Annotated in this window: 21 protein-coding genes and 1 tRNA gene; 17 read left to right on the plus strand and 5 right to left on the minus strand. The window is 42.1% G+C overall.

Features of this window, described 5'->3' with window-relative positions; translation table 11 throughout:
- Positions 1-92 precede the first annotated feature (92 nt).
- Positions 93-605 carry a GyrI-like domain-containing protein gene (locus IGJ42_RS05510; protein WP_008381124.1) on the plus strand — a complete coding sequence of 171 codons (513 nt, stop codon included), beginning with the start codon at positions 93-95 and terminating at the stop codon, positions 603-605.
- 57 nt (positions 606-662) lie between these two features.
- Here IGJ42_RS05510 and IGJ42_RS05515 read toward each other — a convergent pair whose 3' ends face one another.
- The 3 genes from IGJ42_RS05515 to IGJ42_RS05525 form a co-directional block, all read right to left on the minus strand.
- Positions 663-1,997 carry a serine hydrolase gene (locus IGJ42_RS05515; protein WP_008381126.1) on the minus strand — a complete coding sequence of 445 codons (1,335 nt, stop codon included), beginning with the start codon at positions 1,995-1,997 and terminating at the stop codon, positions 663-665.
- A 241-nt stretch (positions 1,998-2,238) separates the two neighbouring features.
- On the minus strand, positions 2,239-2,403 hold the full coding sequence (locus IGJ42_RS05520) for a hypothetical protein (RefSeq protein WP_008381128.1): 165 nt from the start codon (positions 2,401-2,403) through the stop codon (positions 2,239-2,241).
- A 214-nt stretch (positions 2,404-2,617) separates the two neighbouring features.
- On the minus strand, positions 2,618-2,962 hold the full coding sequence (locus IGJ42_RS05525) for a DUF4828 domain-containing protein (protein WP_008381130.1): 345 nt from the start codon (positions 2,960-2,962) through the stop codon (positions 2,618-2,620).
- Positions 2,963-3,144: 182 nt separating this feature from the next.
- Between IGJ42_RS05525 and sfsA the strand changes: the two genes are divergently transcribed.
- The 10 genes from sfsA to IGJ42_RS05575 all read left to right on the plus strand — a co-directional run bounded on the left by sfsA (position 3,145) and on the right by IGJ42_RS05575 (position 13,377).
- The gene (gene sfsA, locus IGJ42_RS05530; RefSeq protein WP_005236955.1) at positions 3,145-3,870 is read left to right on the plus strand and encodes a DNA/RNA nuclease SfsA; all 726 of its coding nucleotides are present in this window, start codon (positions 3,145-3,147) and stop codon (positions 3,868-3,870) included.
- An 18-nt stretch (positions 3,871-3,888) separates the two neighbouring features.
- On the plus strand, positions 3,889-4,890 hold the full coding sequence (locus IGJ42_RS05535; RefSeq protein WP_008381134.1) for a Gfo/Idh/MocA family protein: 1,002 nt from the start codon (positions 3,889-3,891) through the stop codon (positions 4,888-4,890).
- A gap of 14 nt (positions 4,891-4,904) precedes the next feature.
- Positions 4,905-6,179: a DEAD/DEAH box helicase gene (locus IGJ42_RS05540; protein WP_086332209.1), complete on the plus strand. Its 1,275-nt coding sequence runs from the start codon at positions 4,905-4,907 to the stop codon at positions 6,177-6,179.
- 66 nt (positions 6,180-6,245) lie between these two features.
- Positions 6,246-8,960 carry a sigma 54-interacting transcriptional regulator gene (locus IGJ42_RS05545; RefSeq protein WP_086332210.1) on the plus strand — a complete coding sequence of 905 codons (2,715 nt, stop codon included), beginning with the start codon at positions 6,246-6,248 and terminating at the stop codon, positions 8,958-8,960.
- 134 nt (positions 8,961-9,094) lie between these two features.
- Entirely contained in the window at positions 9,095-9,412 is a 318-nt protein-coding gene (locus tag IGJ42_RS05550) for a PTS sugar transporter subunit IIB (protein WP_005229471.1), read from the plus strand.
- A 38-nt stretch (positions 9,413-9,450) separates the two neighbouring features.
- A complete protein-coding gene (locus tag IGJ42_RS05555) occupies positions 9,451-9,768 on the plus strand; it encodes a PTS lactose/cellobiose transporter subunit IIA (protein ID WP_005236949.1) in 318 nt (105 codons plus the stop codon).
- Positions 9,769-9,849: 81 nt separating this feature from the next.
- Positions 9,850-11,247 (plus strand): PTS sugar transporter subunit IIC, encoded by a 1,398-nt coding sequence (locus IGJ42_RS05560; RefSeq protein ID WP_005236948.1) that lies wholly within the window; start codon positions 9,850-9,852, stop codon positions 11,245-11,247.
- Positions 11,248-11,306: 59 nt separating this feature from the next.
- Entirely contained in the window at positions 11,307-11,528 is a 222-nt protein-coding gene (locus IGJ42_RS05565) for a hypothetical protein (RefSeq protein WP_005236947.1), read from the plus strand.
- A gap of 193 nt (positions 11,529-11,721) precedes the next feature.
- Positions 11,722-12,135, plus strand: coding sequence for a DUF3284 domain-containing protein (locus tag IGJ42_RS05570; RefSeq protein ID WP_086317024.1), 414 nt, complete (start codon positions 11,722-11,724; stop codon positions 12,133-12,135).
- A 60-nt stretch (positions 12,136-12,195) separates the two neighbouring features.
- Complete coding sequence (locus IGJ42_RS05575) at positions 12,196-13,377, plus strand: GNAT family N-acetyltransferase (protein WP_422705352.1); 1,182 nt, start codon at positions 12,196-12,198, stop codon at positions 13,375-13,377.
- A gap of 76 nt (positions 13,378-13,453) precedes the next feature.
- On the opposite strand, the gene IGJ42_RS05580 is transcribed toward IGJ42_RS05575, so the two are convergent.
- Positions 13,454-13,525: transfer RNA gene (locus IGJ42_RS05580), tRNA-Arg, on the minus strand.
- A 69-nt stretch (positions 13,526-13,594) separates the two neighbouring features.
- Between IGJ42_RS05580 and IGJ42_RS05585 the strand changes: the two genes are divergently transcribed.
- The 5 genes from IGJ42_RS05585 to IGJ42_RS05605 all read left to right on the plus strand — a co-directional run bounded on the left by IGJ42_RS05585 (position 13,595) and on the right by IGJ42_RS05605 (position 17,769).
- On the plus strand, positions 13,595-14,527 hold the full coding sequence (locus IGJ42_RS05585; RefSeq protein ID WP_074536761.1) for a PEP phosphonomutase: 933 nt from the start codon (positions 13,595-13,597) through the stop codon (positions 14,525-14,527).
- A 96-nt stretch (positions 14,528-14,623) separates the two neighbouring features.
- A complete protein-coding gene (locus IGJ42_RS05590; protein ID WP_430616002.1) occupies positions 14,624-15,343 on the plus strand; it encodes a ThuA domain-containing protein in 720 nt (239 codons plus the stop codon).
- Between the two features lie 83 nt (positions 15,344-15,426).
- Positions 15,427-16,551 carry a hypothetical protein gene (locus tag IGJ42_RS05595; protein WP_086332212.1) on the plus strand — a complete coding sequence of 375 codons (1,125 nt, stop codon included), beginning with the start codon at positions 15,427-15,429 and terminating at the stop codon, positions 16,549-16,551.
- A 278-nt stretch (positions 16,552-16,829) separates the two neighbouring features.
- A complete protein-coding gene (locus IGJ42_RS05600; protein ID WP_003126918.1) occupies positions 16,830-17,030 on the plus strand; it encodes a cold-shock protein in 201 nt (66 codons plus the stop codon).
- Between the two features lie 106 nt (positions 17,031-17,136).
- Positions 17,137-17,769 (plus strand): YfbR-like 5'-deoxynucleotidase, encoded by a 633-nt coding sequence (locus tag IGJ42_RS05605; protein ID WP_008381147.1) that lies wholly within the window; start codon positions 17,137-17,139, stop codon positions 17,767-17,769.
- 98 nt (positions 17,770-17,867) lie between these two features.
- On the opposite strand, the gene IGJ42_RS05610 is transcribed toward IGJ42_RS05605, so the two are convergent.
- A complete protein-coding gene (locus IGJ42_RS05610) occupies positions 17,868-18,638 on the minus strand; it encodes an SDR family oxidoreductase (RefSeq protein WP_008381149.1) in 771 nt (256 codons plus the stop codon).
- A gap of 212 nt (positions 18,639-18,850) precedes the next feature.
- On the opposite strand from IGJ42_RS05610, the gene IGJ42_RS05615 reads away from it, so the two are divergent.
- A complete protein-coding gene (locus IGJ42_RS05615) occupies positions 18,851-21,607 on the plus strand; it encodes a helicase C-terminal domain-containing protein (RefSeq protein WP_008381153.1) in 2,757 nt (918 codons plus the stop codon).
- The last annotated feature ends 11 nt before the right edge of the window (positions 21,608-21,618 follow it).

Here is a 21,618-nt window from a genome sequence, read left to right on the forward strand (position 1 = left end):
ACCGAAAAATGACAAAAATTGCTTGTTGCTAAGGTCAAAGTTGCTGAATTTCTTGCAATTCGCTAAAATGAAGAAAAGAAGGAGGAAGGAACATGCAATTAGGTGAAGTGATTCGCGTTGAACGGCCCGCTTTTTATGTGATCGGAAAAGAAGGCAAGGGATTAGCGGAAGAAGGAGCTTCTTGGGTACCAGCGCTATGGGAACTTGCAACAAAGGATTTTGAAGAGATCGAATTTCTAGTGAGCGATCAAAAGGCAGAAGAACTGGAATTTTGGGGCTTAATGAGTGATGGCACTAATTGGTTAGAGCCTTGGCAAGAAACCGGCCGTTATTTGGCAGGCGTTCAAGTCCATACAGAAAATTTTCCTCCCGTCGGTTGGGTCCGTTGGGAAATGCCCGCAATGACCTATCTCGTTGTAAAAACGGATGAAAAAAACTTGACCATGATGACTGAAAAAATGTTGATGGAAGTTTTACCAGAAAATAACGTCCACTTGTCAGCAGCGATCCAAGAAAGATATCTTCCTCATTTTAAAGAAGGGGAAGTTGAATTGTTTTTCCCTGTTGAGCCTTTGGCAGCAGCAACGGTGGAAACGGTAGAATAAAAAAAATCTGTCCGAGAAGCAATCTTTGCTCAGGACAGATTTTTTCTTTGGTTTGGATTAAAAAAGATTCTCGAAAAAGGTAGACACACCGCGCCAAGCACGAACAAAGATGTTGGCTTTTTCTACCGTTTGTGTTGTGACCAATCCTGCAGTTTCGTCATGATCAGAAGCATCAATATAACCAAGCGTATCAGCTGGAATCGAAGCACTTACAGTACCGACTTCTGTGCCCTCAGTCAATGGCGCTTGCAGGGCAGAATCACGATAATGCTCATTAAAGTCAATGGTTGTTTCAAAGGCTGTTGCATCCATATCTCCACGTACCCATAAGGTCAAACCTTGATTTAAGGCAACGGGAACACTCAATTCTTTCCCATCTTTGACTGACACCGTCTGTGTATCTTCTAACTGTGCATTTTCTGGTAGAATTTCTACTTGTTCCCAAGCATCGAAGGAGTAGTCCATCAACCGACCTGTTTCGATAAAACGTACGCTTGGATTTTCCGCATGACCATTGACGTTTAGCACGACGGTGATAATTCGTTGACCATCCTTGACGGCGGTTCCGACAAAGCAGGCGCCTGCCATATCTGTCGTACCAGTCTTAAGACCGTCAACACCATCTTTAGTATTCGTAAAACCTGGAAGCATCCAGTTCCAATTGACCATCTCGACAGGCGAATAGGAACCTTCGCCAAATTGTTTGGTGGAAAGACTTGTTACTTCTAAAACGTCTGGAAAGTCTTGCAGCAAATGGCGAGCAATCAGGGCGACATCTTTTGCGGATAGTTCGTTTTCGTCAGTGGAAGTTGACCCGGGATAGATATTGTCCCCTAAATAAGTATTGTTCAAGCCAGAAGCATTGACGATCTTTGCATCGGTAATGCCCCATGATTGCACTTTTTCTTGCATTTGATCAACAAAGGCACTTTCAGACCCAGCAATCAGCTCCGCGAGCGCTACGATTGCAGCATTTGCAGATTGGATATAACTGGCATCATACAAATCTTTTACTGTATAGGTAACGTCTTGATGCAAAGGGACATTCGATAAGTTTGGCGACACGCTGAGATTCGCGGCATAATCTGAAATAGGGACAGGATCATCCCAAGCGATGGTTCCTTGCTCTACTTGCTCAGCTACAAGGTAGAGACTGATGATCTTGGTGATGGAGGCGATGCCCATGGCGGTCTCACCATCTTGATCATACAACACTTTGCCTGTGTCAAAATCAATGGAGTAAGCGGCTTTTGCATCGACTGAAAAATCTTGGATCTCTTCGGCGCTCATAGCTGTATCATCAGCATACGAAACGACGGGTAAGCCGGCAGCAGCAAAGAGGATTGCCAAAGCAGCAACGATGGAATACCCGAACTTGGTTATTTTCTGCATATATGTAGTAGCTCCTTTAAAGTTGTATCTAAGCAAAAATTTTAACAAAGAGTATCCACTGTTGCAATACTCTAAGAGAAAACTTAGCATTTAATTGCGTAAGACCGATCCCTCAGTAGACAAACTGAGACGTTACGTGACTAAGGTTGTTTACTGTAAATAATAGCTAACAAAAAAACTTACCTTCCTATAAAATAGAAGGCAAGTTTTTGTGAATTGACATAGGGTCAAACTGATTCACTTAGCGACGATTGGAATGGATTCTCGGGTTTTGGTTTTGGACTCTGACGGGAACTTTCACCGCCTTCGTTTCTTGTTGCATAGCCAATTTTGCTAAAAAGAATGTCCCAGCTAACAATGCAGCTAAAGCAAAGATGGAAAAGAGTGAAATAAAGGTCGTTAACATAAAAATCCCTTCTTTCTATTTAAAATAAATGTGGAAGGTAGGAATCGAACCTACACCTTAATCTATGAACGATCAAACATCACTCAACGGAACACCTTGTTCAACCACTTGTTAAGTTAATGATAGCATGGATTGCCAAGAAATGCTGATAAAAAGTCTGAGAATTGACCGAAGAAAATGTGAAGAAAACATGAACTTGTCTTTCTCAGCGATTTTAGATGATTTTTGTCAAAGAATAGTGGCAATCTTCAGCTTCATCATATAAAGTAATGACGGAGCCTTTTTGTTCAAGAACTAAATGATAGCCAAATGTGTCCAGTAAAACTAACCGCATCGGAGTCAATTCAACGATGGAAGCAGTCAAAGGCTTGCCTTCGATGGTCAACGAATAATCATTGGCTATTTCTATCGTGACATCTTCTTTTGTCTTGGAAGTAAAACGCCAATTACCAATGAAATTCTGGCGATTCTCATTTTTTTGTTTTTCTTTTCGCAACAGCAAGGAGCTGACCACGCCCGTTGCAAGAGATAAACCAATCAAAATAGACCTTTTCTTCATTTATACACGTCCTATCATTTACGATTCATCAAGTTGTGCCTTGTGGACAGGTGTCCACTTTTTCGCACTAGAAAATAATTGCCATAAGTATACCATGAGAAGGTAAAAAAGCATGGTACTTTAGTTTGAAGTTTAGAAGTTTTTATCAAAATATGCTATGATTCAAAAGAGCAGGTGAGAAAATGAATTATCCGAATACCCTTTTAGCCACGTTTCTCGTGCGAGACAACCGGTTCATTGCCCGATGTCTCGTTGACGGTCAAGAAGTAATCGTCCATGTAAAAAATACCGGACGAGGAAAAGAGCTCTTGCACAAAGGTGCGCTTGTTACCCTGCAATATTGGGACAATCCGAAACGCAAAACCAATTACGACTTGATCTCAGTCAAGAAACAAGACCAATGGATCAACATCGATAGTCAAGTACCGAATCGTTTAGGCTATGAAGGCCTCTTGGATGGCACGATCCAGTTGCCAAATATCAAAGGGAGAATCGCGCTTTTGCGAAGGGAAGTTGTCTATAGGACATCAAAATTCGACCTTTATTTTGAAACAGATGAACAAGAAAAAGGCTTTTTAGAAATCAAGGGAATGACCCTTGAAAACAAGCAAGTCGGTGCTTTTCCAGATGCACCAACCATTCGTGGCTTGAAACACGTCAATGAATTGATCCATGCCAAAGAAGCTGGCTATTATGCGGCGGTTTTGTTTATGATCCAATTTGAAGCGGTGCAAATCGCCACGATCCATCGACAGATGCAACCGGATCTGGCCACTAAAATCGCTGAAGCGCAAAGCAAGGGTGTCGAAGTGTTTGCCTATAATTGCCAAGTAAACCAAGGGATGATCACGGTCAAAGAACCAATCCCTTTTGATTTGAATGTCGTCTTTGACGACCCTAATCTATAGAAGAAAGAAGGAAAAAACATGATTCATTTAGGGATTATCGGCACAAATTGGATCACCGATCAATTTGTACAAGCAGCCCACGAAACCAAACGCTATCAATTGGTTGCCGTATACTCAAGAAAGTTAGCAACGGCACAACGTTTTGGAGAAAAATATGGGGACATCGAGTATGCGACCGATCTGGACACTTTTTTTGGCTTAGCTCATATGGACACGGTCTACATCGCGTCTCCGAATAGTTTGCACTTTGAACAAGCCAAGCAAGGTATTTTAGCAGGAAAAAATGTCATTGTGGAGAAGCCAGCCTTTTCAACGCCTGAGGAAATGGCGGAGATCATCGAATTGGCAAATCAGCAACAGGTATTATTCTTTGAAGCAGCTCGCAACATCCATGAAGCAAGTTTTTCTACTGTAGCCGAATTCTTACCGACACGCGGTGCCATTCTTGGGGCGAACTTTTCTTATATGAAATATTCGTCTCGTTATGACGCTGTACTAGCTGGGGAGGAACCAAATATTTTTTCTCCACATTTTTCTGGCGGTGCCTTAGCGGATTTGGGCGTCTATCCGATTTATGCGGCGGTCGCTTGGTTTGGCAAACCGCAAGATGTTCATTATTTTGCCCGTAAATTACCGACTGGTGTAGATGGTATCGGGACTGCAGTGTTGCGCTATGCTGACTTTGATGTCACAATCCAAACAGGAAAAATCGCTGATTCAGAGTTGCGTTCAGAAATCTATTTTGAAGACGGTACATTAGACCTAAATGCCGTCAATGCCATCGAAGAAGCCGCATTTTATGAGCGAAAAACAAAACAAACCCAGGCATTAGCAGTAAGTGCTTTAGAAAACCCGATGATCGAAGAAGCACAAGACTTTGCAGACATCATCGAAAACAAAAATGATCCCCAACAAGGACAACGGTATGAGGAATGGGTGGAACTTGCTCGCAGTGTCAATGAAACCATCGCTCTTATGCGTAAACAAGCAGGCATCATTTTTGATGCAGATAAAAAATAAGGAATGGAACATTTATGACAGTATTTGAATTGACACAATTGCCAGACATCTGGCAAGAAAAATGGCAGGCGGCAGGGTATCACGCACCGTCCTTGATCCAAGAGAAAACCTTTGGCCCTTTAAAAGATGGTGAGTCTGTCATTGGAGTCTCACCGACCGGTTCTGGTAAAACTTTGGCGTACCTCTTGCCACTGTTAACAAAAGTCGAGGCAAAGCAAGGTAATCAGTTGCTGATTTTGACTTCTTCACAAGAATTAGCGATGCAAGTCACAGAAGTGGCCCGGGAATGGGCCCAAGCCATTGGTTTGACCGTTCTGCCGCTAATTGGTGGCGCAAGTACAAAACGCCAAGTGGAAAAACTGAAAGACAAGCCCGAGGTCTTGATTGGCACCCCAGGCCGAGTGTTAGAATTGATCAAAGCAAAAAAAATCAAGACCCAGCAGTTGCAATCGTTGGTATTAGATGAGGTTGACCAATTATTGAAAGAAGGGGCCTTCACACTGGCTGCCAAGATCAATCAAACATTGCCAAAACAAATCCAGCGTAGTTTCTTTTCAGCAACCGCTAACGAAGTGATTGATGAGATTCGACCATTGGTGACAAAAGAGCCGCTGATCATTGATGTTACCCAAGAAGATCAGAGCAAAGGCGTGATCCATCACTACTATTTGAATTATCCGCAACGACGAATCGTGGATGCTTTAAGGCGCTTTGCTCATTTACCAAACTTTCAAGCCTTGGTTTTCTTCAATGAATTAAGCGCAATGGGAAATGCAGAAGAAAAACTGCTGTTTCACGGCTTGCCGGTGGCATCATTAGCATCTGACCAAAACAAACTTGCCCGAAAAGGCGCACTGGAGAGCTTCCGTCAAGGAAAACTAGTAGAATTATTGACGACCGATGTCGCCTCTCGCGGCTTAGATGTGGTGGATTTGCCTTATGTCATCAATACGGAAGTCCCGTTAGAAAAAGAATCCTATCTGCACCGGGCAGGACGTGTTGGACGAATGGGCAAAGAAGGAACCGTCGTCACGATCGTTCAAGACCATTCGTTGAAGGATTTGAAAAAAATCGCGAATCAATTGTTCATAGAACTCAAGGAAGTCTATCTGCATGGGGGACAATTACACACAGAAGCACCTGTTATCGAAAAGGAAAGCAAGAAAGAAACGAAAATAGTAAGTGTGCAGAAAATTTCCAAGAAAACATCTGAAAAATTACACACTCCTGTTAAAAAGACCAAGAAAAAGACGAAAAAGCAAAAAGACAAAGGAAAAAGACGCCATTGAGCGTCTTTTTGTGTTACCATTAACGTTGTTTATTATTAGTGTGTAAAAAAATGAGGAGGCTATCGAATGAATTCGCGAAAAGAAGAGATTTTTCAAACGATCGAACTGCATAAGCAAGGGTTGACCGCAGTTGACGTCGCTAAAATCTTACAAATCGATCGCAGCAATGCAAGCCGTTATCTCAGTGAGCTTTATAAAGAAAAGAAAATCGGCAAACGTTCCGGCCGTCCGGTCGTTTATGAGCCATTAGAAGAAACGGTGCATGTGGATGTTTCCTCTGAAGTGAGTTTTGAAAGTCTTGTTGGGGTTCAAGCTTCTTTAAAAGTAAGTATCCAGCAAGCCAAAGCAGCAATTTTATATCCGCCTAGAGGACTCCATACCATTATTTTTGGAGAGACAGGTACCGGTAAATCCTTATTTGCCGAATGTATGTATCACTTTGCGGTTGAATCAAATATGTTAGAAAAAGATGCTCCTTTCGTATCGTTTAATTGTGCGGATTATGCACAAAATCCGCAGTTGTTGTTTGGTCACATCTTTGGCATCAAAAAAGGGGCCTACACAGGTGCTGCAGAAGATAGTCCAGGACTTATGGCAAAAGCCGATGGCGGTATATTGTTCTTGGATGAGATCCATCGACTGCCGCCAGAAGGCCAAGAAATGCTCTTTACCTTCATTGACAAAGGGATCTACCGCCCATTAGGGGAAAGCAACCAAGTTCATGAAGCCGCCGTGCAGATCATTGGTGCCACCACTGAATCATCAGAAACCTTTTTGACGACCTTCAATCGGCGAATTCCCATGGCTATTACTTTGCCAAATGTGGAAAGTCGTTCGCTAGATGAACGGTATGAAATCATTTCCTTGTTTATCAAGCAAGAGGCGACCCGTCTAAATCAGCGGATCGATGTCGAGCGAGATGCGATATTGGCCTTTATGCTCTATGATGCAGAAGGCAACATCGGTCAAATCAAGCGAGACCTGAAACTCGTCTGTGCGAAGGCATTCTTACATTATCGGACCTATGGGAAAAAACACCTCCTGATTCGAAAAGGCGATTGCTCACTGCAAGTTCAAAAAGGGCTGTTGAAGATCAAAGAAATGTCAGAACGCTTGGATCGGTTTTTAGATGGCAAAGGCGACTTTCTGAGTTTCGAACCCGGCGACCCAGATGTTGTCTGGTCTCGTGATCCGCAACGGAATATGCAGGTGTACAATGAGATCGAAGAAAAAGTCAGCACACTGATTGAAACCGGTGTAGCCAATGTTGATTTAGAAAACTTGATCTCTAAGGATGTGGATGCCTACTTTGAAAAATATGTCGAAGAATTGATCCAAAACCCTGTTCATAAAGAGTTGATTCCAGAAGACATTTGGAAACTGACCAATGTTCTTTATGACTTGGCAGGTCAGAGGTTAGATCGAACTTATAGTGAAAAAGCCCGTTTTGCCTTTGCGTTGCATTTGCAAAGTACGCTGGAACGTGTTAAAGAGGGACATATGATCGTTCATCCCGATTTGAACACGATTAGAAAAAACTTAAAATCCGAATTTCAAGTGGCAATGGATTTATCGACGATCATTGAAGAGGAACGTCATGTCGAGATCCCATTTGATGAAATAGGCTTTATCAGTATGTTTTTAGCGATTCAAGTCAAACAGCCTTCGCCATTGCCCCTTGAAAAAATCGAGATCATTGTCTTGATGCATGGCAAGGCAACTGCCAGCAGTATGCTGGAGACAGCCCAAGAGCTGCTGGAGACCGACTATGGCAAGGCAATGAATATGTCTTTGGATATGGAAGTCGGGCAAATGTATGACCAGCTGTTGAATTATATCAATGAAAACAAAGAGAAGATGAGCAATGGCTTATTGCTTTTAACCGATATGGGCTCCCTCAATTCATTTGCGAATTTGATTTCCGAAGAGACGGGGATTCGTACGAAAGCTATTTCGATGGTCAGCACGATGATTGTTTTAGAAGCTTTGCGGATGGCAGAGAGTGGGCGCAGTTTAGAAGATATCTACCAAAACATTCAGCGTTCTTTTGAAACCATCGTACAAGAACAGTTCCGTACGGTTCGTGAAGCAAAAGGAAATAAAAAGGCAGTCATCGTTACTTGCTTTACTGGGGAAGGTGTCGCTGCCAAACTTTATCAACGAATTTATCCCGTCGTCGATCAATCAAAAGTCGAGATCATCCAAATGCAATTTATTGAAAAAGAAACCTTCAAAAAACATATTGACGGCTTGCTAGAAGAATATGAGATCAAAGCTATTGCCGGCACCGTCGAGATCGATTATCAAAACATTCCGTTTTTCTCCGCCTATGATGTTTTTGATGACAATCGCTTGAATGTGCTAAAACGAATCGCTTCAGATGAAGTGCCGATCGAAAAGATCGTGCGTTCATTGGAAAATACGATAACTCATGTTGGGTCCGTCTATCATCTGATCGAAAGCCTGCAACGAATCGTTCATCAGATTCAAAATCAATTGCATGTGATTGTAGAACCAACCGTCGATGCAGGATTAGTCATTCATTTAGCCTTTTTGGTAGAAAGTTTATTGAAGAAGGAGCCTTCCCGTACTTTCGTCAACTTAGCTACTTTCCAAAAACGGTACCGAATTGAAATGGATGTTTTACGAACCCATTTATTACAAATTGAAAAAAATTATCAAATCAAATTTTCTGAAGATGAGATCGCCTATTTAACCCAAATGTTTTTAGAAAACAAAATCAAAAATTATGATGAATCCGCACACAATTTTAGTGTGTAATGAAAAAACTGCGAGTGTGTAAACGAGAAATTGGTTCAGACCATTGATAAATAAAGGTCTGAACTTATTTTTTTTTGGCACGCTTTTTGCTTTATAGTAAAGTGTAACTTACAACAGAAAGGAGCAGATGCGCGATGGCGAAAAAAACGATTATGCTGGTTTGTTCAGCAGGAATGAGTACCAGTCTATTGGTGACAAAAATGCAAAAAGCAGCCGAAGCTAAAGGAATGGAAGCAGATATCTTTGCTGTTTCAGCTTCAGAAGCCGACCAACATTTGGAGTCAAAACCAGTCGATGTTCTATTGTTAGGACCACAAGTACGTTTCATGAAATCACAATTTGAACAAAAATTAGCACCAAAAGGCATTCCTTTGGACGTGATCAACATGGCAGACTATGGCATGATGAACGGCGAAAAAGTATTGCAACAAGCAGAAACATTAATGAACTAAGATTTTTTAGGATCGAAGTGTAAGGAGGATTTTTAAAGATGGATGAGCAAAATTTGGAAGCCATTATGGGATTGATCATGTATGGTGGTAATGCAAAAAGTGACGCAATGGAAGCAATCGCGGCAGCAAAAGAAGGGAACTTCGAATTAGCTGACCAAAAAATCAAAGATGCTGAAGCATCTCTTGTGGAAGCGCATCATTCGCAAACAGGATTGTTGACACAAGAAGCGCAAGGCAATCATATGACCGTGACATTGTTGACCGTGCATTCACAAGATCACCTAATGACATCAATCGCATTTACCGATTTAGCGAAAGAAATCATTGATGTCTATCGACGTCTAAATAACGAATAATCTTTGAACGGATAGAAGTAGTTATTGTCGATGAATCAAAAAATCTTCTTTGACGAATAGAACTTATAGGAGGAATTAAGAATGGATGGATTAACAAGTTGGATGGAGAGACACATTCTCCCGGTTGCAGCTAAGATTGGTGCGCAAAAGCATTTGGTTGCCTTGCGGGATGCTTTTATCGGAATGATGCCAGCAACGATGGCTGGGGCAATTGCAGTATTATTGAACGCCTTCATGCGTGATTTTCCAAACACTTATCTTGGTGCGGACAATGCAATTACGAAATTTTTCACGCCAGTGATCGCAGTCAATGGTTTAGTTTGGACAGGTACCTTAGCAATTATGGCGGTTATCTTCTCAGCTTCATTCGGTTATAATTTAGCGAAGGCTTACAATGTTGATGCACTATCAGGTGCGTTGGTCTCTTTAGCAGCATTTATTATGGGTATTCCACAATCTGCTTCTCTTTCTTTAGCGTTAGAAGAAGCACTACCAGCAAACGTGGTAGACATGATCAACAGTACAAGTGCTACATCAGGATTTGCAGCAGATGGTTCAACGATCAGCGCTGCAGGCTGGGGCTACTTCCCATTTAGCGCCTATATGGGTGGCTCTGGATTGTTCACGGCAATCATCTTTGGTTTCGTTTCAGTTATTATCTTTGCAAAATTGATGCAAAAAAATATTATTATCAAAATGCCAGATTCAGTGCCACCAGCAGTTTCCCGTGCCTTTGCAGCGATTATCCCTGGGATTGCCGGACTATATGCTTCAGGTTTGATTTACTATCTATTTGAACGCTTTGTCGGTATGCCGATAATTGACTGGATCTCCGAATCGATCCAAAAACCATTATTGGGTCTCTCTCAAGGGTACTTTGCCGTATTTATCATTGTTTTACTTGTCCATGTCTTGTGGTTCTTTGGATTACATGGAACAAATATCATGGGACCTGTTCTACAATCGATCTACGGTGTGGCAATGGTTGAAAATACTAATGCTTATCAATTAGGGGAAGCTGTTCCTTATAAATGGGTAGCAGGTTCATTCGAAGCATTTGTTTGGCCTGGTGGAGCAGGTGTGACTTTAATGCTCTTGATCGCAATCTTGCTATTCTCTAAACGTGCCGACTATAAGACAGTTGGTAAACTAGGGATTGGACCTGGGTTGTTCAATATCAATGAACCAGTAATGTTTGGTCTACCAATCGTGTTAAACCCATTGTTTATCATTCCATTTATTGTTGCACCGTTAGTTACAGCAACGATTGCTTACTTTGCAACAACTTTAGGGTTAGTTGCACCAGTTGTGGTAAATGTGATTTGGGTAATGCCAACGATCCTAAGCGGCTTCTTAGCTACCGGTGGAGACTGGCGTGCGATCATCTTGACAATTATTAATTTGGCTGTAGCTTTATTGATCTGGGCACCATTTATTATTGCTGCCAACAAAATCAATCCAGCAGACCAAGAGAACTAATCAAATAAACTAGATGGGTGGCTTCACCCATCTAGCTATCTTTTTTAGGAGGAGAAAAAATGATTATTGTAAATTCCGCGATGCAACAAGACAACATCAAAGCATTACTTGAGTCTCTGACAGAAGGTGAGATCAAGTATACCTTTAAAGAAAAAAAAGGGATTCAGTTGATTTTTGAAACAACGGCAGAAGACAAAGAAAAAGCAGCGAAACTTGCCAAAGACGCAATCAAAAATACTGATTGGGGTCGAGTACTATACTTTAACGTCGTTAGTCAATAGTGAGGTGATATCATGTTTAAAAATGGATTGTTTTTTATAAGCATCGGTAGTATGTTATTTATATATAGCGCTAACGCGCAGTCAGGTGAATACCACTGGGTGAATCTCATCACGTCAGTCATTCTAATGGCTATTGGAGGAATCATGGCTTCAATTGGACACAAACGCAACAAGAAAGACAAGGAGGCGCAAGATGGAAATCACTAAAAAAATGAATGTACCCGCTGACTTTTTATATAAAACGATCATCGATTCCGTTTTACATGATATTAAACAAGCGACAGATCAAACACTTACTGAAGAGCAATTAGAAGGCTATAGTTATCTAAAACAATTTTATAAAGATAGCAATGCCACCATAACGATTGAAACAGTCAAGAAGAATCAAGCCTATGCGTTCCAAACGGCGACGAAAAAAAATACCTTCCGTGTACACTATCAAATTGAAGCGATAGATGACGCGCATTGCACCTTGCACTATGAAGAGAAAATGACTTCTGAAGGCATGATTCAGCAATTAAATGACATGCTCTTAGGTACGATTCTAGGATATTTCAAACGCAAGCAATTTAAAAAAATGTTGAGTATGATGGAAGAAGCATATTAAGGGGTCGACTGACGCCTTTTTTGCGTTTCTTGCGTGTTTTCAAGTAGAGGAGATGAAGGAATGACAGATGTCAAAAAAATGACCGAATTTGGTTCGCAAGAAGTACTGGACTTGGTTTCTTATGCCTTTCAGTGGGAATTGAATGAAACAAATATCAAGCGCTATCGCAAGCTTGCGGAAAATTCTTGGAATTATGGTTCCTACGATGGGAATGGAAAATTGGCGAGCCAAATCATGGCAACGATTTTTGATGTGAACTTTCATGGAACGAGTTATCCGATGGCAGGGATCGGTTTTGTGGCTTCGTATCCAGAGTATCGCAGCCAAGGTCGGATCGATCGGATCATGAAACAAATCATTAAGGACTGCTATGAACAAAAAATCGTTCTTTCCTATCTGGCACCTTTCTCCTTTGCTTTTTATCGCAGATATGGGTATGAGTATACTTTTGAACGGACGGTTTATGAAGTCGATGCGCATCAATGGCCCGATGGCAAGAAAGTGAATGGAACGATTCAACGCATGAATTGGGAGGAAGCACAGCCGATCATTCATGAGATTTATCATCAATTGCCGCGCCATCAAAAGGGCGGACTGATTCGCCAACCCTGGTGGGAAGAAATCAAGTTTGTTTTGCGCCGACCGTATACGTTTGCGATTTATCGCAATGAAGCAGGGGTCCCTGAAGGCTACTTGATTTACTTTATCGAGGGAGGACGTTTCGATATTCAAGAGTGGGGCTATTTGACTGCGAATGCTTACCAAGGATTTAATCGGTTTATCGTCTCCCATGCAGATTCAGTAGCACAGATTAACTATCGACCAGGGTTTGATGGGGAAGTCCTACAAGCAAACGCGGCCAAACCATTGGCTCACTACCAAGTGCGCCCGGACATGATGGCGCGCGTCATCGATGTGGAAGGGTTTCTAAAAAGTTATCCATTCACATTGAAAAAAGCCGGCGGTTTTGCCATAGAAATTCAAGGGGATGAATATGCCCCATGGAATAATGGGTGTTATGAAGTGACAATCGAAAACGCTCAGCATCAAGTCACGAAAACGGCGGCCACCAAGCTGCCAAAAGCAACCTTGTCGATTCAGCGTTTTGTGCAGCTGTTCTTGCAGGCACAATCCCTCGATTCTCTGGTCTTTTTCCAGCAAATGGAAACGGACCAGGAAGCTGCAGTGTTGATTCAGGAAAACTTGCCAACAGGAAAACCACTATTGGAAGACTATTTCTAAGCAAATCGACACAGACGCATTCACTTTCTAACAAAAAAAGATTCCTTAAAAATAAGGAATCTTTTTCTTCAAAAAACGTTCCCTGCCGGAATCGAACCAGCAACTAATCCTTAGGAGGGACTTGTTATATCCATTTAACTAAGGGAACACAATAGCTATATTTTACCTGTTATTCGTGTTTCTCGCAAGATGAGAAGGAAAAGAAAGGAAGAAAAACATGGTCAAACGATTGATAAGTGCAAACTATAGTGAAATCAAAGAAATGTCGGCGCAAGAATTGAAACAATCCATTAAAGCGAGCGAAGGACGAGTAATCGTCTGTGAAACGGTGGTTCAAACCATGCCGCAAGCTGGCGATATCACCAACGCAGAAGTCGCGGCAGCTTTTGGGGCTGACTTAATTTTGTTGAATGGGTTTGATTGTTATCGTCCAGCTATTTTTGGGATGCCTGGTATCACATTGGAGCAGCTGCTTGATCCTACACAACCGATTGAAAACCCGATTCCTCAACTAAAACAACTGATTGGACGACCTGTCGGCATCAATCTTGAGCCGATCCCAGCTACGACGGAGATGATGAGTGAAAAGATCAGCATCAGTCAAGGCCGAACAAGTTCGGTTGACACCATCAAAAAAGCCCAAGAACTCGGGGTGGACTTTCTCTGCTTTACAGGCAATCCTGGAACAGGTGTGACCAACCGAGAAATCGCTAAAGCAGTAAAATTGGCAAAAGAACATTTCTCTGGGTTGATCATCGCTGGAAAAATGCACAGTGCCGGCTCAGATGAGCCTGTGGTTGATCGAGAAGCCATCATTTCTTACGCTGAAGCTGGGGCAGATATTTTGTTACTGCCTTCCGTTGGCTCGATTCAAGGCTTTCTAGAAAAGGATCTGATTGAAGCTGTTCAAATTGCCAAACAATATGACTTATTGACGATGTCAGCGATCGGAACGAGTCAAGAAAGCGCACGTCCAGAAACGTTGCGGCAATTAGCCATTATCAACAAAACCTGTGGGGTCGATCTGCAGCATATCGGTGATGCCGGCTATGGCGGTATGGCACCGACCGAAAATATTTTCGAAACATCGGTTGCAATTAGAGGCATGCGCCATACGATCAATCGTGTCGGGCGTTCAATTAATCGTTAAATCAGAAAAAATTACTAGCGAAGGAAAACGAAGAATCGTTCTGCTTCGCTTTTTGCGTTTTTTTCGCTAAGTTAGAAAGAAAGGAGGAAACACAAAATGAAACAAGCATTGATCATTTACGGAGGATGGGAAGGACACGCCCCAAAAGAAACCAGTCAGTTTTACCAAACGTTGCTGGAGTCAGAAGGATATCAGGTGACACTCGCCTCAGATTTTGAACCTCTCTATCATAAAGAAGAATTAAAAAGGCTGGATCTGTTGATCATGAATTGGACGCGTGGAGAATTGCCTGATGAGCCGCTGCAAAATGTCACTCAGGCTGTAGCAGAAGGAGTAGGATTAGCAGGAGTTCATGGCGGCTTTGCTTCGGCTTTTCAAGCCAGTAAAGGCTGGTTGTTTCTGACTGGCGGCTGTTTTTTGGCACATCCTGGCGGCTTGGAAACGACCTATAGCATCGATCTTAAGACAAATCACTATATTACGGCAAATACGCAATCGATCCCTCAGTTGACGACGGAGCAATACTATTGTCTGGTTGATCCAGCCGTCACTGTGTTAGCTACCTCAACATTTGCCGCTAAAGATCATCCGAATGCAGCTAACCAAGAAGTCATACTGCCAATGATGTGGATCAAAAAATGGGGCAAGGGCCGAGTCTTTTTCCAATCTGTTGGACACAGTCTAAAAGAGCTGAAAGAGCCGACCATTCAGACTTGGACCAAGCGAGGCTTTCTATGGGCCACCAGAAACACATTGACAGATCCGTTGAAGAATAGTCGGTATAGTGAGTCATCAGAAAAACGAATGAGGAAATAAAATTGTGCAATCGTTTTACTTTATGGAAGAAAATAAGCATGGTACACTTTATTTGTATTTGATTAAGCAGGAGGTAATGTGGAATGGGAAAATTTGGAAAAAGTTTTTTATCGCAGGTAATATCTGACGGAATCAAAGGACCATTTGTCACGATCATGCTCAATACGCATGTCGGCCACCAGAATGTCGAAAAGGATCAAATCAAATTTAAGAACTTTGCCAAAGATGCGAAGCGCCGCTTTGAAAAGAAATACCCAGAACATTCTTGGGATCTTTTTCAAACGAAAGTTGATGAACTGCTTGCAGATCAATCATTTTGGCGCAACAGTACAACAAGTGTGGCGGTGATTATCACCCCAGAAGAGGTACTGGTCCATCGGTTAAGTATTCGTGTGGATGATCAATATTACGTAGGGGAAACCCCTTATGTATTAGCTGTCATCAAAAATGCACAATTTAATTACCCATTTTATCTCTTAGCGTTGAATCGCGATTCAATGCAAGTCTATCAAGTTGAAAACAATCAAGTGCGTGAAGTCGAGTTGCCAGAAGAGGCACCGACGACGATTGAAAAAGCGCTGGGGGAAGAAGTCACTGGTGGTGGTAACTTTAATTACAGTGCTCAAGGTGGCCCTAACTCAGGGGGAGAAGGCGTTGCTTATCACGGCTTTAGTGCCAAAGATGAAGAAGTCGAGATCGATCACGTCAACTACTACCAAGCAGTTGATGCATTTTTCAAGAATGATTTTTCAAATGAAGAGCATTTACCAATGTATCTGTTTGCATTACCAGAAAATCAAACGCTGTTTAAAAAAGTGGCAAAAACGAACTTTTTCAAAGCAGAACCAAGTATTTCCTCTTCCCCAGCATCGTTATCCTTGAAAGAGATCCAAACGTGTACGCATAAGTTGATTGCAGAGTTGACACAAAAAGAAGTTGGGGAATACGGTAAGCTGTTGGATCGAAAATTTATTGACCAATTGGTTGATATCGTGCCTTCAGCCAAAGAAGGCCGGATCGCCAATCTGTTTGTGGCTACCTCAAATCTCGCCGATGGTTTTGGAGAAGATCCTGATACAGAGTACGATCGGCGGCAAGTGTTAAATACACTGGCAATCGATGTTTTAGAGAACGGCGGTGAGGTATCTATCTTGGAACAAAAAGATGCCCCTGGAGAAAAAAGTTTGACGGCGATTTTGCGCTACTAAACGCAGTTGCGTCGTTAGCCAATAAATCGTTTCCAAAAAAGAGAAGGCTGTTGCAGATCTTTAATGCAGCAGCCTTTTTGCGAATTATAAAAAAATAAAGGCGTTTTCATTTTTTTTGATTTTCTATTAGTCATAATGAAGATAATGTGCTATAATACAAAGTGTAGTTTTTGTTACGGTAAATTATGGTAGCTTGTTTCATCTTAAACATCTTCCACATTTTCACCTTATACAAGTAATTGCAAAATATGTGTATAAACACAAGGAGGATTTTTATTATGGAAACAGGTACAGTGAAATGGTTTAACTCAGACAAAGGTTTTGGATTCATCACTGCAGAAAACGGTAACGATGTATTCGTTCATTTCTCAGCTATCCAAGGCGAAGGGTTCAAAACTTTAGAAGAAGGTCAAGCAGTGACTTTCGATATCGAAGACGGACAACGTGGCCCTCAAGCGACTAACGTTAACAAAGCATAATTAGTGAATGCCTTTTAAGAGCAGCTTAGCTGCTCTTTTTTTGTGCGCGAGATAGTTGCTTGCAGACAAAGGAGTTGTTATACTCTTAAAAAAAGGAGGCACATTTATGGGATTGAATGAATTTATTCTCGGATTGGCTAATTTAGAGAAGATCCAACGAGCGCCAGGTTTTTTTAAGTTTACTGAGCACAGTGTAGCTGCTCATTCATTTCGAGTAACGATGATTGCCCAGACCTTAGCTGATATCGAAGAAAAGGCGGGGAATCAAGTCAATTGGCAAATTCTCTACGAAAAAGCCTTGAATCATGATTACACTGAACGTTTCATCGGTGATATCAAAACGCCGGTCAAATATGCGAACAAAGAATTGCGGGCAATGTTATCAACCGTTGAAGAAAAAATGACCGATGCCTTCATCGAAGAAGAAATTCCAGGAAGCTTTCAAGCAACGTATCGCAGACGCTTAGCGGATGGCAAAGACAACAGCCTTGAAGGGCAGCTATTAGCAATTGCGGATAAGATCGATCTTTTGTATGAATCTTTTGAAGAGATCTCAAAAAGCAACCCAGATAAAGTATACAAAGAAATGTTTCGAGAGGCCGTTTTAACCGTCAAAGAGTTTCAGCATCGACCGTGTGTCACTTATTTCTTTGAAGCCATTTTTCCAGAGTTACTAAATGCAGATTTTTATGGCAAGACTGCTTTTCTAGAAGAAATCGCGGCTTTGGTGGAAAAATAACCCAAACGAAAAAACGAAAAATCAAGAAATGATCCATCTCAAGGGCTTCAATGAAACAAGTGAGGGGATCAGGTTTGATTTTTCGTTTTTTTGTTGGATTAAAGCAAAGATTCTGCTCCATCAATATAGACTTCCGTTCCAGAAATATTGCCGGCAGCCTCTGAAGATAGAAAAAGCACAAGGTTGGCGACTTGTTCTGGCACGCCTGTTTCTTGCTTTAATGGTCGAGAACGTTCTGGATATTTGACGGGGATCTCAACGCGAGCAACCTCTTCTTCAATTTCTGTGCTGGCATCGATATTCGTCGCGATCGCCCCAGGGCAGATGGCATTGACCCGAATATTATAACCAGAAAGTTCCAGCGCAGCCATTTTTGTAAAGGCGACTTGACCTGCCTTAGACGTACTGTAAGCAGTCGCACCAAAATTGCTGAAGATGCGGTTTCCATTGACTGAACTCGTAATGACAATGCTGCCACCGTTCGTTTTCATAAAGGGAATGGCTGCTTTGACGGTAATAAAGGTACTACGTAAGTTTGTGTTGATCGTCTGATCCCATTCTGCCACTGTCAGCTCTTCGATCGGTGTCCAGGTACCGTTGATGCCGGCATTGACATGGAGTACATCGAGACCGCCTAGTTCTTCTACAAGACCACTTATTGCTTCTTGCAGCTTATCCGCTTCAGTGACGTCAACAGCTCGATAATGGGCTTGTGCTTGATAGTCAGCAAGAAACTCCTGCAGCTCTTCTTCGTTGCGATCAATTAACCCAACAAGTGCGCCCTGTGCTAGAAATTGTTCTGCCACCGCTTTTCCAATCCCTGAAGCAGCCCCCGTTACAATCACTCGTTTGTTTTTGAAATCATTCATTTTTTTCGCCTCCTTACAGTAAATTATAAAAAAGATCCCTTTTTTTGTCGAAAAAAGCGATCAGCGAACAGCAACAAACTTCTTCAGCTAGGAAACGCCAATGGTTGGTTTTCTAATTTTACCTCCCGAGAACCCTCTTATCTAGTGGGAAAACAGATGTAATCGCCATTGATTTTGTAGTATAATGCAGACAGTGTGCAAGGAGGAATACAATGAAACCCATATACGCTGTGGTGGATCTTGAAACAACAGGAACCGATTCGACGATTGATCGAATTATTCAATTTGGCTGTGTCTTAGTCCAAGATGGCAAGATCATCAATCGTTTTGCCGCAGATATCAACCCTGACCGCAGAATTTCTAAGCAAATTCAACGATTGACACACATCACAAACCAACAAGTAAGCAAAGCGCCATATTTCGAAGACGTAGCTGATACGATCTATAACTTACTCAGCAACACGATTTTTGTGGCGCATAATATTTATTTTGATTATCATTTTTTAAGCAATGAATTTGTGCGTTGCGGGCTACCGCCTTTATCACTTCCCGGAATCGATACGGTGGAATTGGCGCAAGTGTTTCTACCAACAGAAAGCAGCTTTCGTTTAGGCGATCTGGCAGATAGCATCGGCTTTCGTCATGATAACCCGCATCAAGCTGATAGTGATGCAGAAGTGACCGCAGCTTTATTTTTGTATATCGAAGCGATCATGCGAGAACTGCCCCGAACGACCCTTAAACAAATTGCGCTTTTAAGCGGTCAAATGGGCATGCAAACGAGTGACTATATCCATGGAATCTTAAAAGAAAAAGGCCCAGAGTTGGCAGAAGATTTAGAAGTGATCGACGGTATCGTCTTGCGGAAAAAGACCGTCCCGCTTTTTGAATCTACGCATTTTCAAGAAACGTATCCGAAAGTTAAAACGGAAAAAGAACAGCGCTTTGGCCAGCACTTAGTCTATCGGAAACAACAAGCACGCTTGATGAATGCAGTGTATACGCATTACACCCAGCCAGAGAAAAATCTGATCATTGAAGCAGAAACAGGCATGGGGAAAACCATTGGTTACTTGTTTCCAGCCGCCTATTTAGTGACACCAGAAAATCCGTTGATCGTTAGTACCTCTTCAATTCTATTGCAAAATCAAATCATCAACAAAGACATTCCTTTGGTAAACCAAGTACTGCAGCAACCTTTGCAAGCAGTTTTGGTCAAAAGTCATCGTCATTACATTGATTTGCAGCGTTTTAAAGCGACCCTTGATCAACCGATAGAGCAAAAGCAATATGCGCAATACCAAATGGGGATCTTAGTTTGGCTGACTAAAACAGAAACGGGGGATTTCGATGAATTGAACTTGGTTCGACTTGATCATCCTTTATTTACCGACATCCGCCATCGCGGCGTTGCTTTTTTAGCCAAAGATCAACCCTTCTATGAACAAGATTTTGTTCGACATTTATATAAGCGGATGGCGCAAAGCAATGTTTTGATCGTCAACCATGCCTTTTTGATGCAGGAAAACCGGCGAGCGCAGCCACTGTTGCCAACGAGTGATTACTTATTGATTGATGAAGCCCAACAGTTGCCGCAGCAAGCAGAAGGCTTTAGTCAACATGTTTTTGACTCTGCTCACTTCAAGCGGCAGTTTTTACAGCTAAATGAAGAAGGGCTATTTGAAGAAATTGCCCAAATCATTACCGAGGATGACTTTCTGCAACGGATGTTCTCGTTGTATCGAAACGCGTTGTCGATCTTGGTCGAAACACAAGAACAGTATTTTCGCAGTTTGTCGATCGATGCGCCAGAGCTACAAGTCGTGCACCATGACGACCTCTATGATGGCACGTTAGAACAAGACAAGCTTCATCAGAAATTGAGCCTTTACTATCAAGAAATCAATGAGATCCAACAACAGTTGCGTCAGCGATTCGAGTTGACCAATGATCGGTGGTATGCAAGACAACGAATCGTGATTGCTCGTTTGTTTGATTTCTTTGGTCAAATGGAAACCCAGGAACAAACGGTGACCGCATGGTTGACTTGGTGGCATCCTCGTTACGTTCATTGGTTGAAAAAGCATCCCCAGTCAGGAAATGCTGTGATTGAATTAGCTGATCTAGAAGGGCATTCGATCGTGGAAAGCACGTGGTATCAACGCTATCAGCACATCATTTATCTTGGGGGGACATTGAAGATCCCAGGAAATAAAGAATATTTTGCCCATCAGATTGGCTTGACCGATGTGCCAGTCAAAACGATTCCCGCTTTTTATGACTACAGCAAACAAACTCGACTCTATGTAGTTAAAAAAGGACTCTCGATCCAACAAGCATCAGCTGCTGAATACGCGGATTATTTAGTCGAAGCGTTAGTCCCAATTTTGTTTGACAATCCGCAACCAGCGCTTGTGTTGTTTACGGCGCACGAAACTTTGAAAAATGTCTATGATCGATTGAATAAAAAAGCCCTGCATTATGGCAGAGAAATCGTTGCTCAAGGAACTGGCGGAACCCGTGAGAAAATCTTAAAGAAATTTTTATTAGCGGAAAATGGCATCTTATTAGGGACTAGCAGTTTTTGGGAAGGGGTCGACCTACCAGGTCAGGCCTTGAAGATCGCTGTGGTGACTCGCTTACCTTTTGAGAATCCTAAGCAACCAATGGTCCAAGCACGGCATGCCTTCTTGGAAGCAGAAGGCATCGATTCTTTCAAAGAAGATGCCTTACCTAAAGCGATTCTACGGCTACGCCAAGCGTTGGGGCGCTTGATCCGTTCTGAAGAGGATACAGGCGTGATGGTCGTCCTTGATCGACGCTTGTTATCAACGAAGTATGGCAAACGGATGGTCAAAGGTCTGCCTAAAAACTTACCTCTGATTGAAGCTAGTCCAACCGAAATTGCCGAAGATATTCAACATTTTTTTGCGCAAGAGGAAAAAGCGGCGGTTGATTTTGAAAAATGAGTCGAACATCT

It is taken from the genome of Enterococcus sp. DIV1067f, from assembly GCF_050543505.1.
In the GTDB taxonomy this organism is placed as follows: Bacteria; Bacillota; Bacilli; order Lactobacillales; family Enterococcaceae; genus Enterococcus_D; species Enterococcus_D entomosocium.

Bases quoted from the DNA above. Each gene is read 5' to 3' on its own strand.
- IGJ42_RS05565 (WP_005236947.1), top strand. From the start codon at position 11,307: ATGATTATTGTAAATTCCGCGATGCAACAAGACAACATCAAAGCATTA.
- IGJ42_RS05590 (WP_430616002.1), top strand. From the start codon at position 14,624: ATGAAACAAGCATTGATCATTTACGGAGGATGGGAAGGACACGCCCCA.
- IGJ42_RS05585 (WP_074536761.1), top strand. From the start codon at position 13,595: ATGGTCAAACGATTGATAAGTGCAAACTATAGTGAAATCAAAGAAATG.
- IGJ42_RS05595 (WP_086332212.1), top strand. From the start codon at position 15,427: ATGGGAAAATTTGGAAAAAGTTTTTTATCGCAGGTAATATCTGACGGA.
- sfsA (WP_005236955.1), top strand. From the start codon at position 3,145: ATGAATTATCCGAATACCCTTTTAGCCACGTTTCTCGTGCGAGACAAC.
- IGJ42_RS05570 (WP_086317024.1), top strand. From the start codon at position 11,722: ATGGAAATCACTAAAAAAATGAATGTACCCGCTGACTTTTTATATAAA.
- IGJ42_RS05520 (WP_008381128.1), bottom strand. From the start codon at position 2,403: ATGTTAACGACCTTTATTTCACTCTTTTCCATCTTTGCTTTAGCTGCA.
- IGJ42_RS05545 (WP_086332210.1), top strand. From the start codon at position 6,246: ATGAATTCGCGAAAAGAAGAGATTTTTCAAACGATCGAACTGCATAAG.
- IGJ42_RS05540 (WP_086332209.1), top strand. From the start codon at position 4,905: ATGACAGTATTTGAATTGACACAATTGCCAGACATCTGGCAAGAAAAA.
- IGJ42_RS05555 (WP_005236949.1), top strand. From the start codon at position 9,451: ATGGATGAGCAAAATTTGGAAGCCATTATGGGATTGATCATGTATGGT.
- IGJ42_RS05515 (WP_008381126.1), bottom strand. From the start codon at position 1,997: ATGCAGAAAATAACCAAGTTCGGGTATTCCATCGTTGCTGCTTTGGCA.
- IGJ42_RS05610 (WP_008381149.1), bottom strand. From the start codon at position 18,638: ATGAATGATTTCAAAAACAAACGAGTGATTGTAACGGGGGCTGCTTCA.
- IGJ42_RS05560 (WP_005236948.1), top strand. From the start codon at position 9,850: ATGGATGGATTAACAAGTTGGATGGAGAGACACATTCTCCCGGTTGCA.
- IGJ42_RS05535 (WP_008381134.1), top strand. From the start codon at position 3,889: ATGATTCATTTAGGGATTATCGGCACAAATTGGATCACCGATCAATTT.
- IGJ42_RS05575 (WP_422705352.1), top strand. From the start codon at position 12,196: ATGACAGATGTCAAAAAAATGACCGAATTTGGTTCGCAAGAAGTACTG.
- IGJ42_RS05525 (WP_008381130.1), bottom strand. From the start codon at position 2,962: ATGAAGAAAAGGTCTATTTTGATTGGTTTATCTCTTGCAACGGGCGTG.
- IGJ42_RS05605 (WP_008381147.1), top strand. From the start codon at position 17,137: ATGGGATTGAATGAATTTATTCTCGGATTGGCTAATTTAGAGAAGATC.
- IGJ42_RS05510 (WP_008381124.1), top strand. From the start codon at position 93: ATGCAATTAGGTGAAGTGATTCGCGTTGAACGGCCCGCTTTTTATGTG.
- IGJ42_RS05600 (WP_003126918.1), top strand. From the start codon at position 16,830: ATGGAAACAGGTACAGTGAAATGGTTTAACTCAGACAAAGGTTTTGGA.
- IGJ42_RS05615 (WP_008381153.1), top strand. From the start codon at position 18,851: ATGAAACCCATATACGCTGTGGTGGATCTTGAAACAACAGGAACCGAT.
- IGJ42_RS05550 (WP_005229471.1), top strand. From the start codon at position 9,095: ATGGCGAAAAAAACGATTATGCTGGTTTGTTCAGCAGGAATGAGTACC.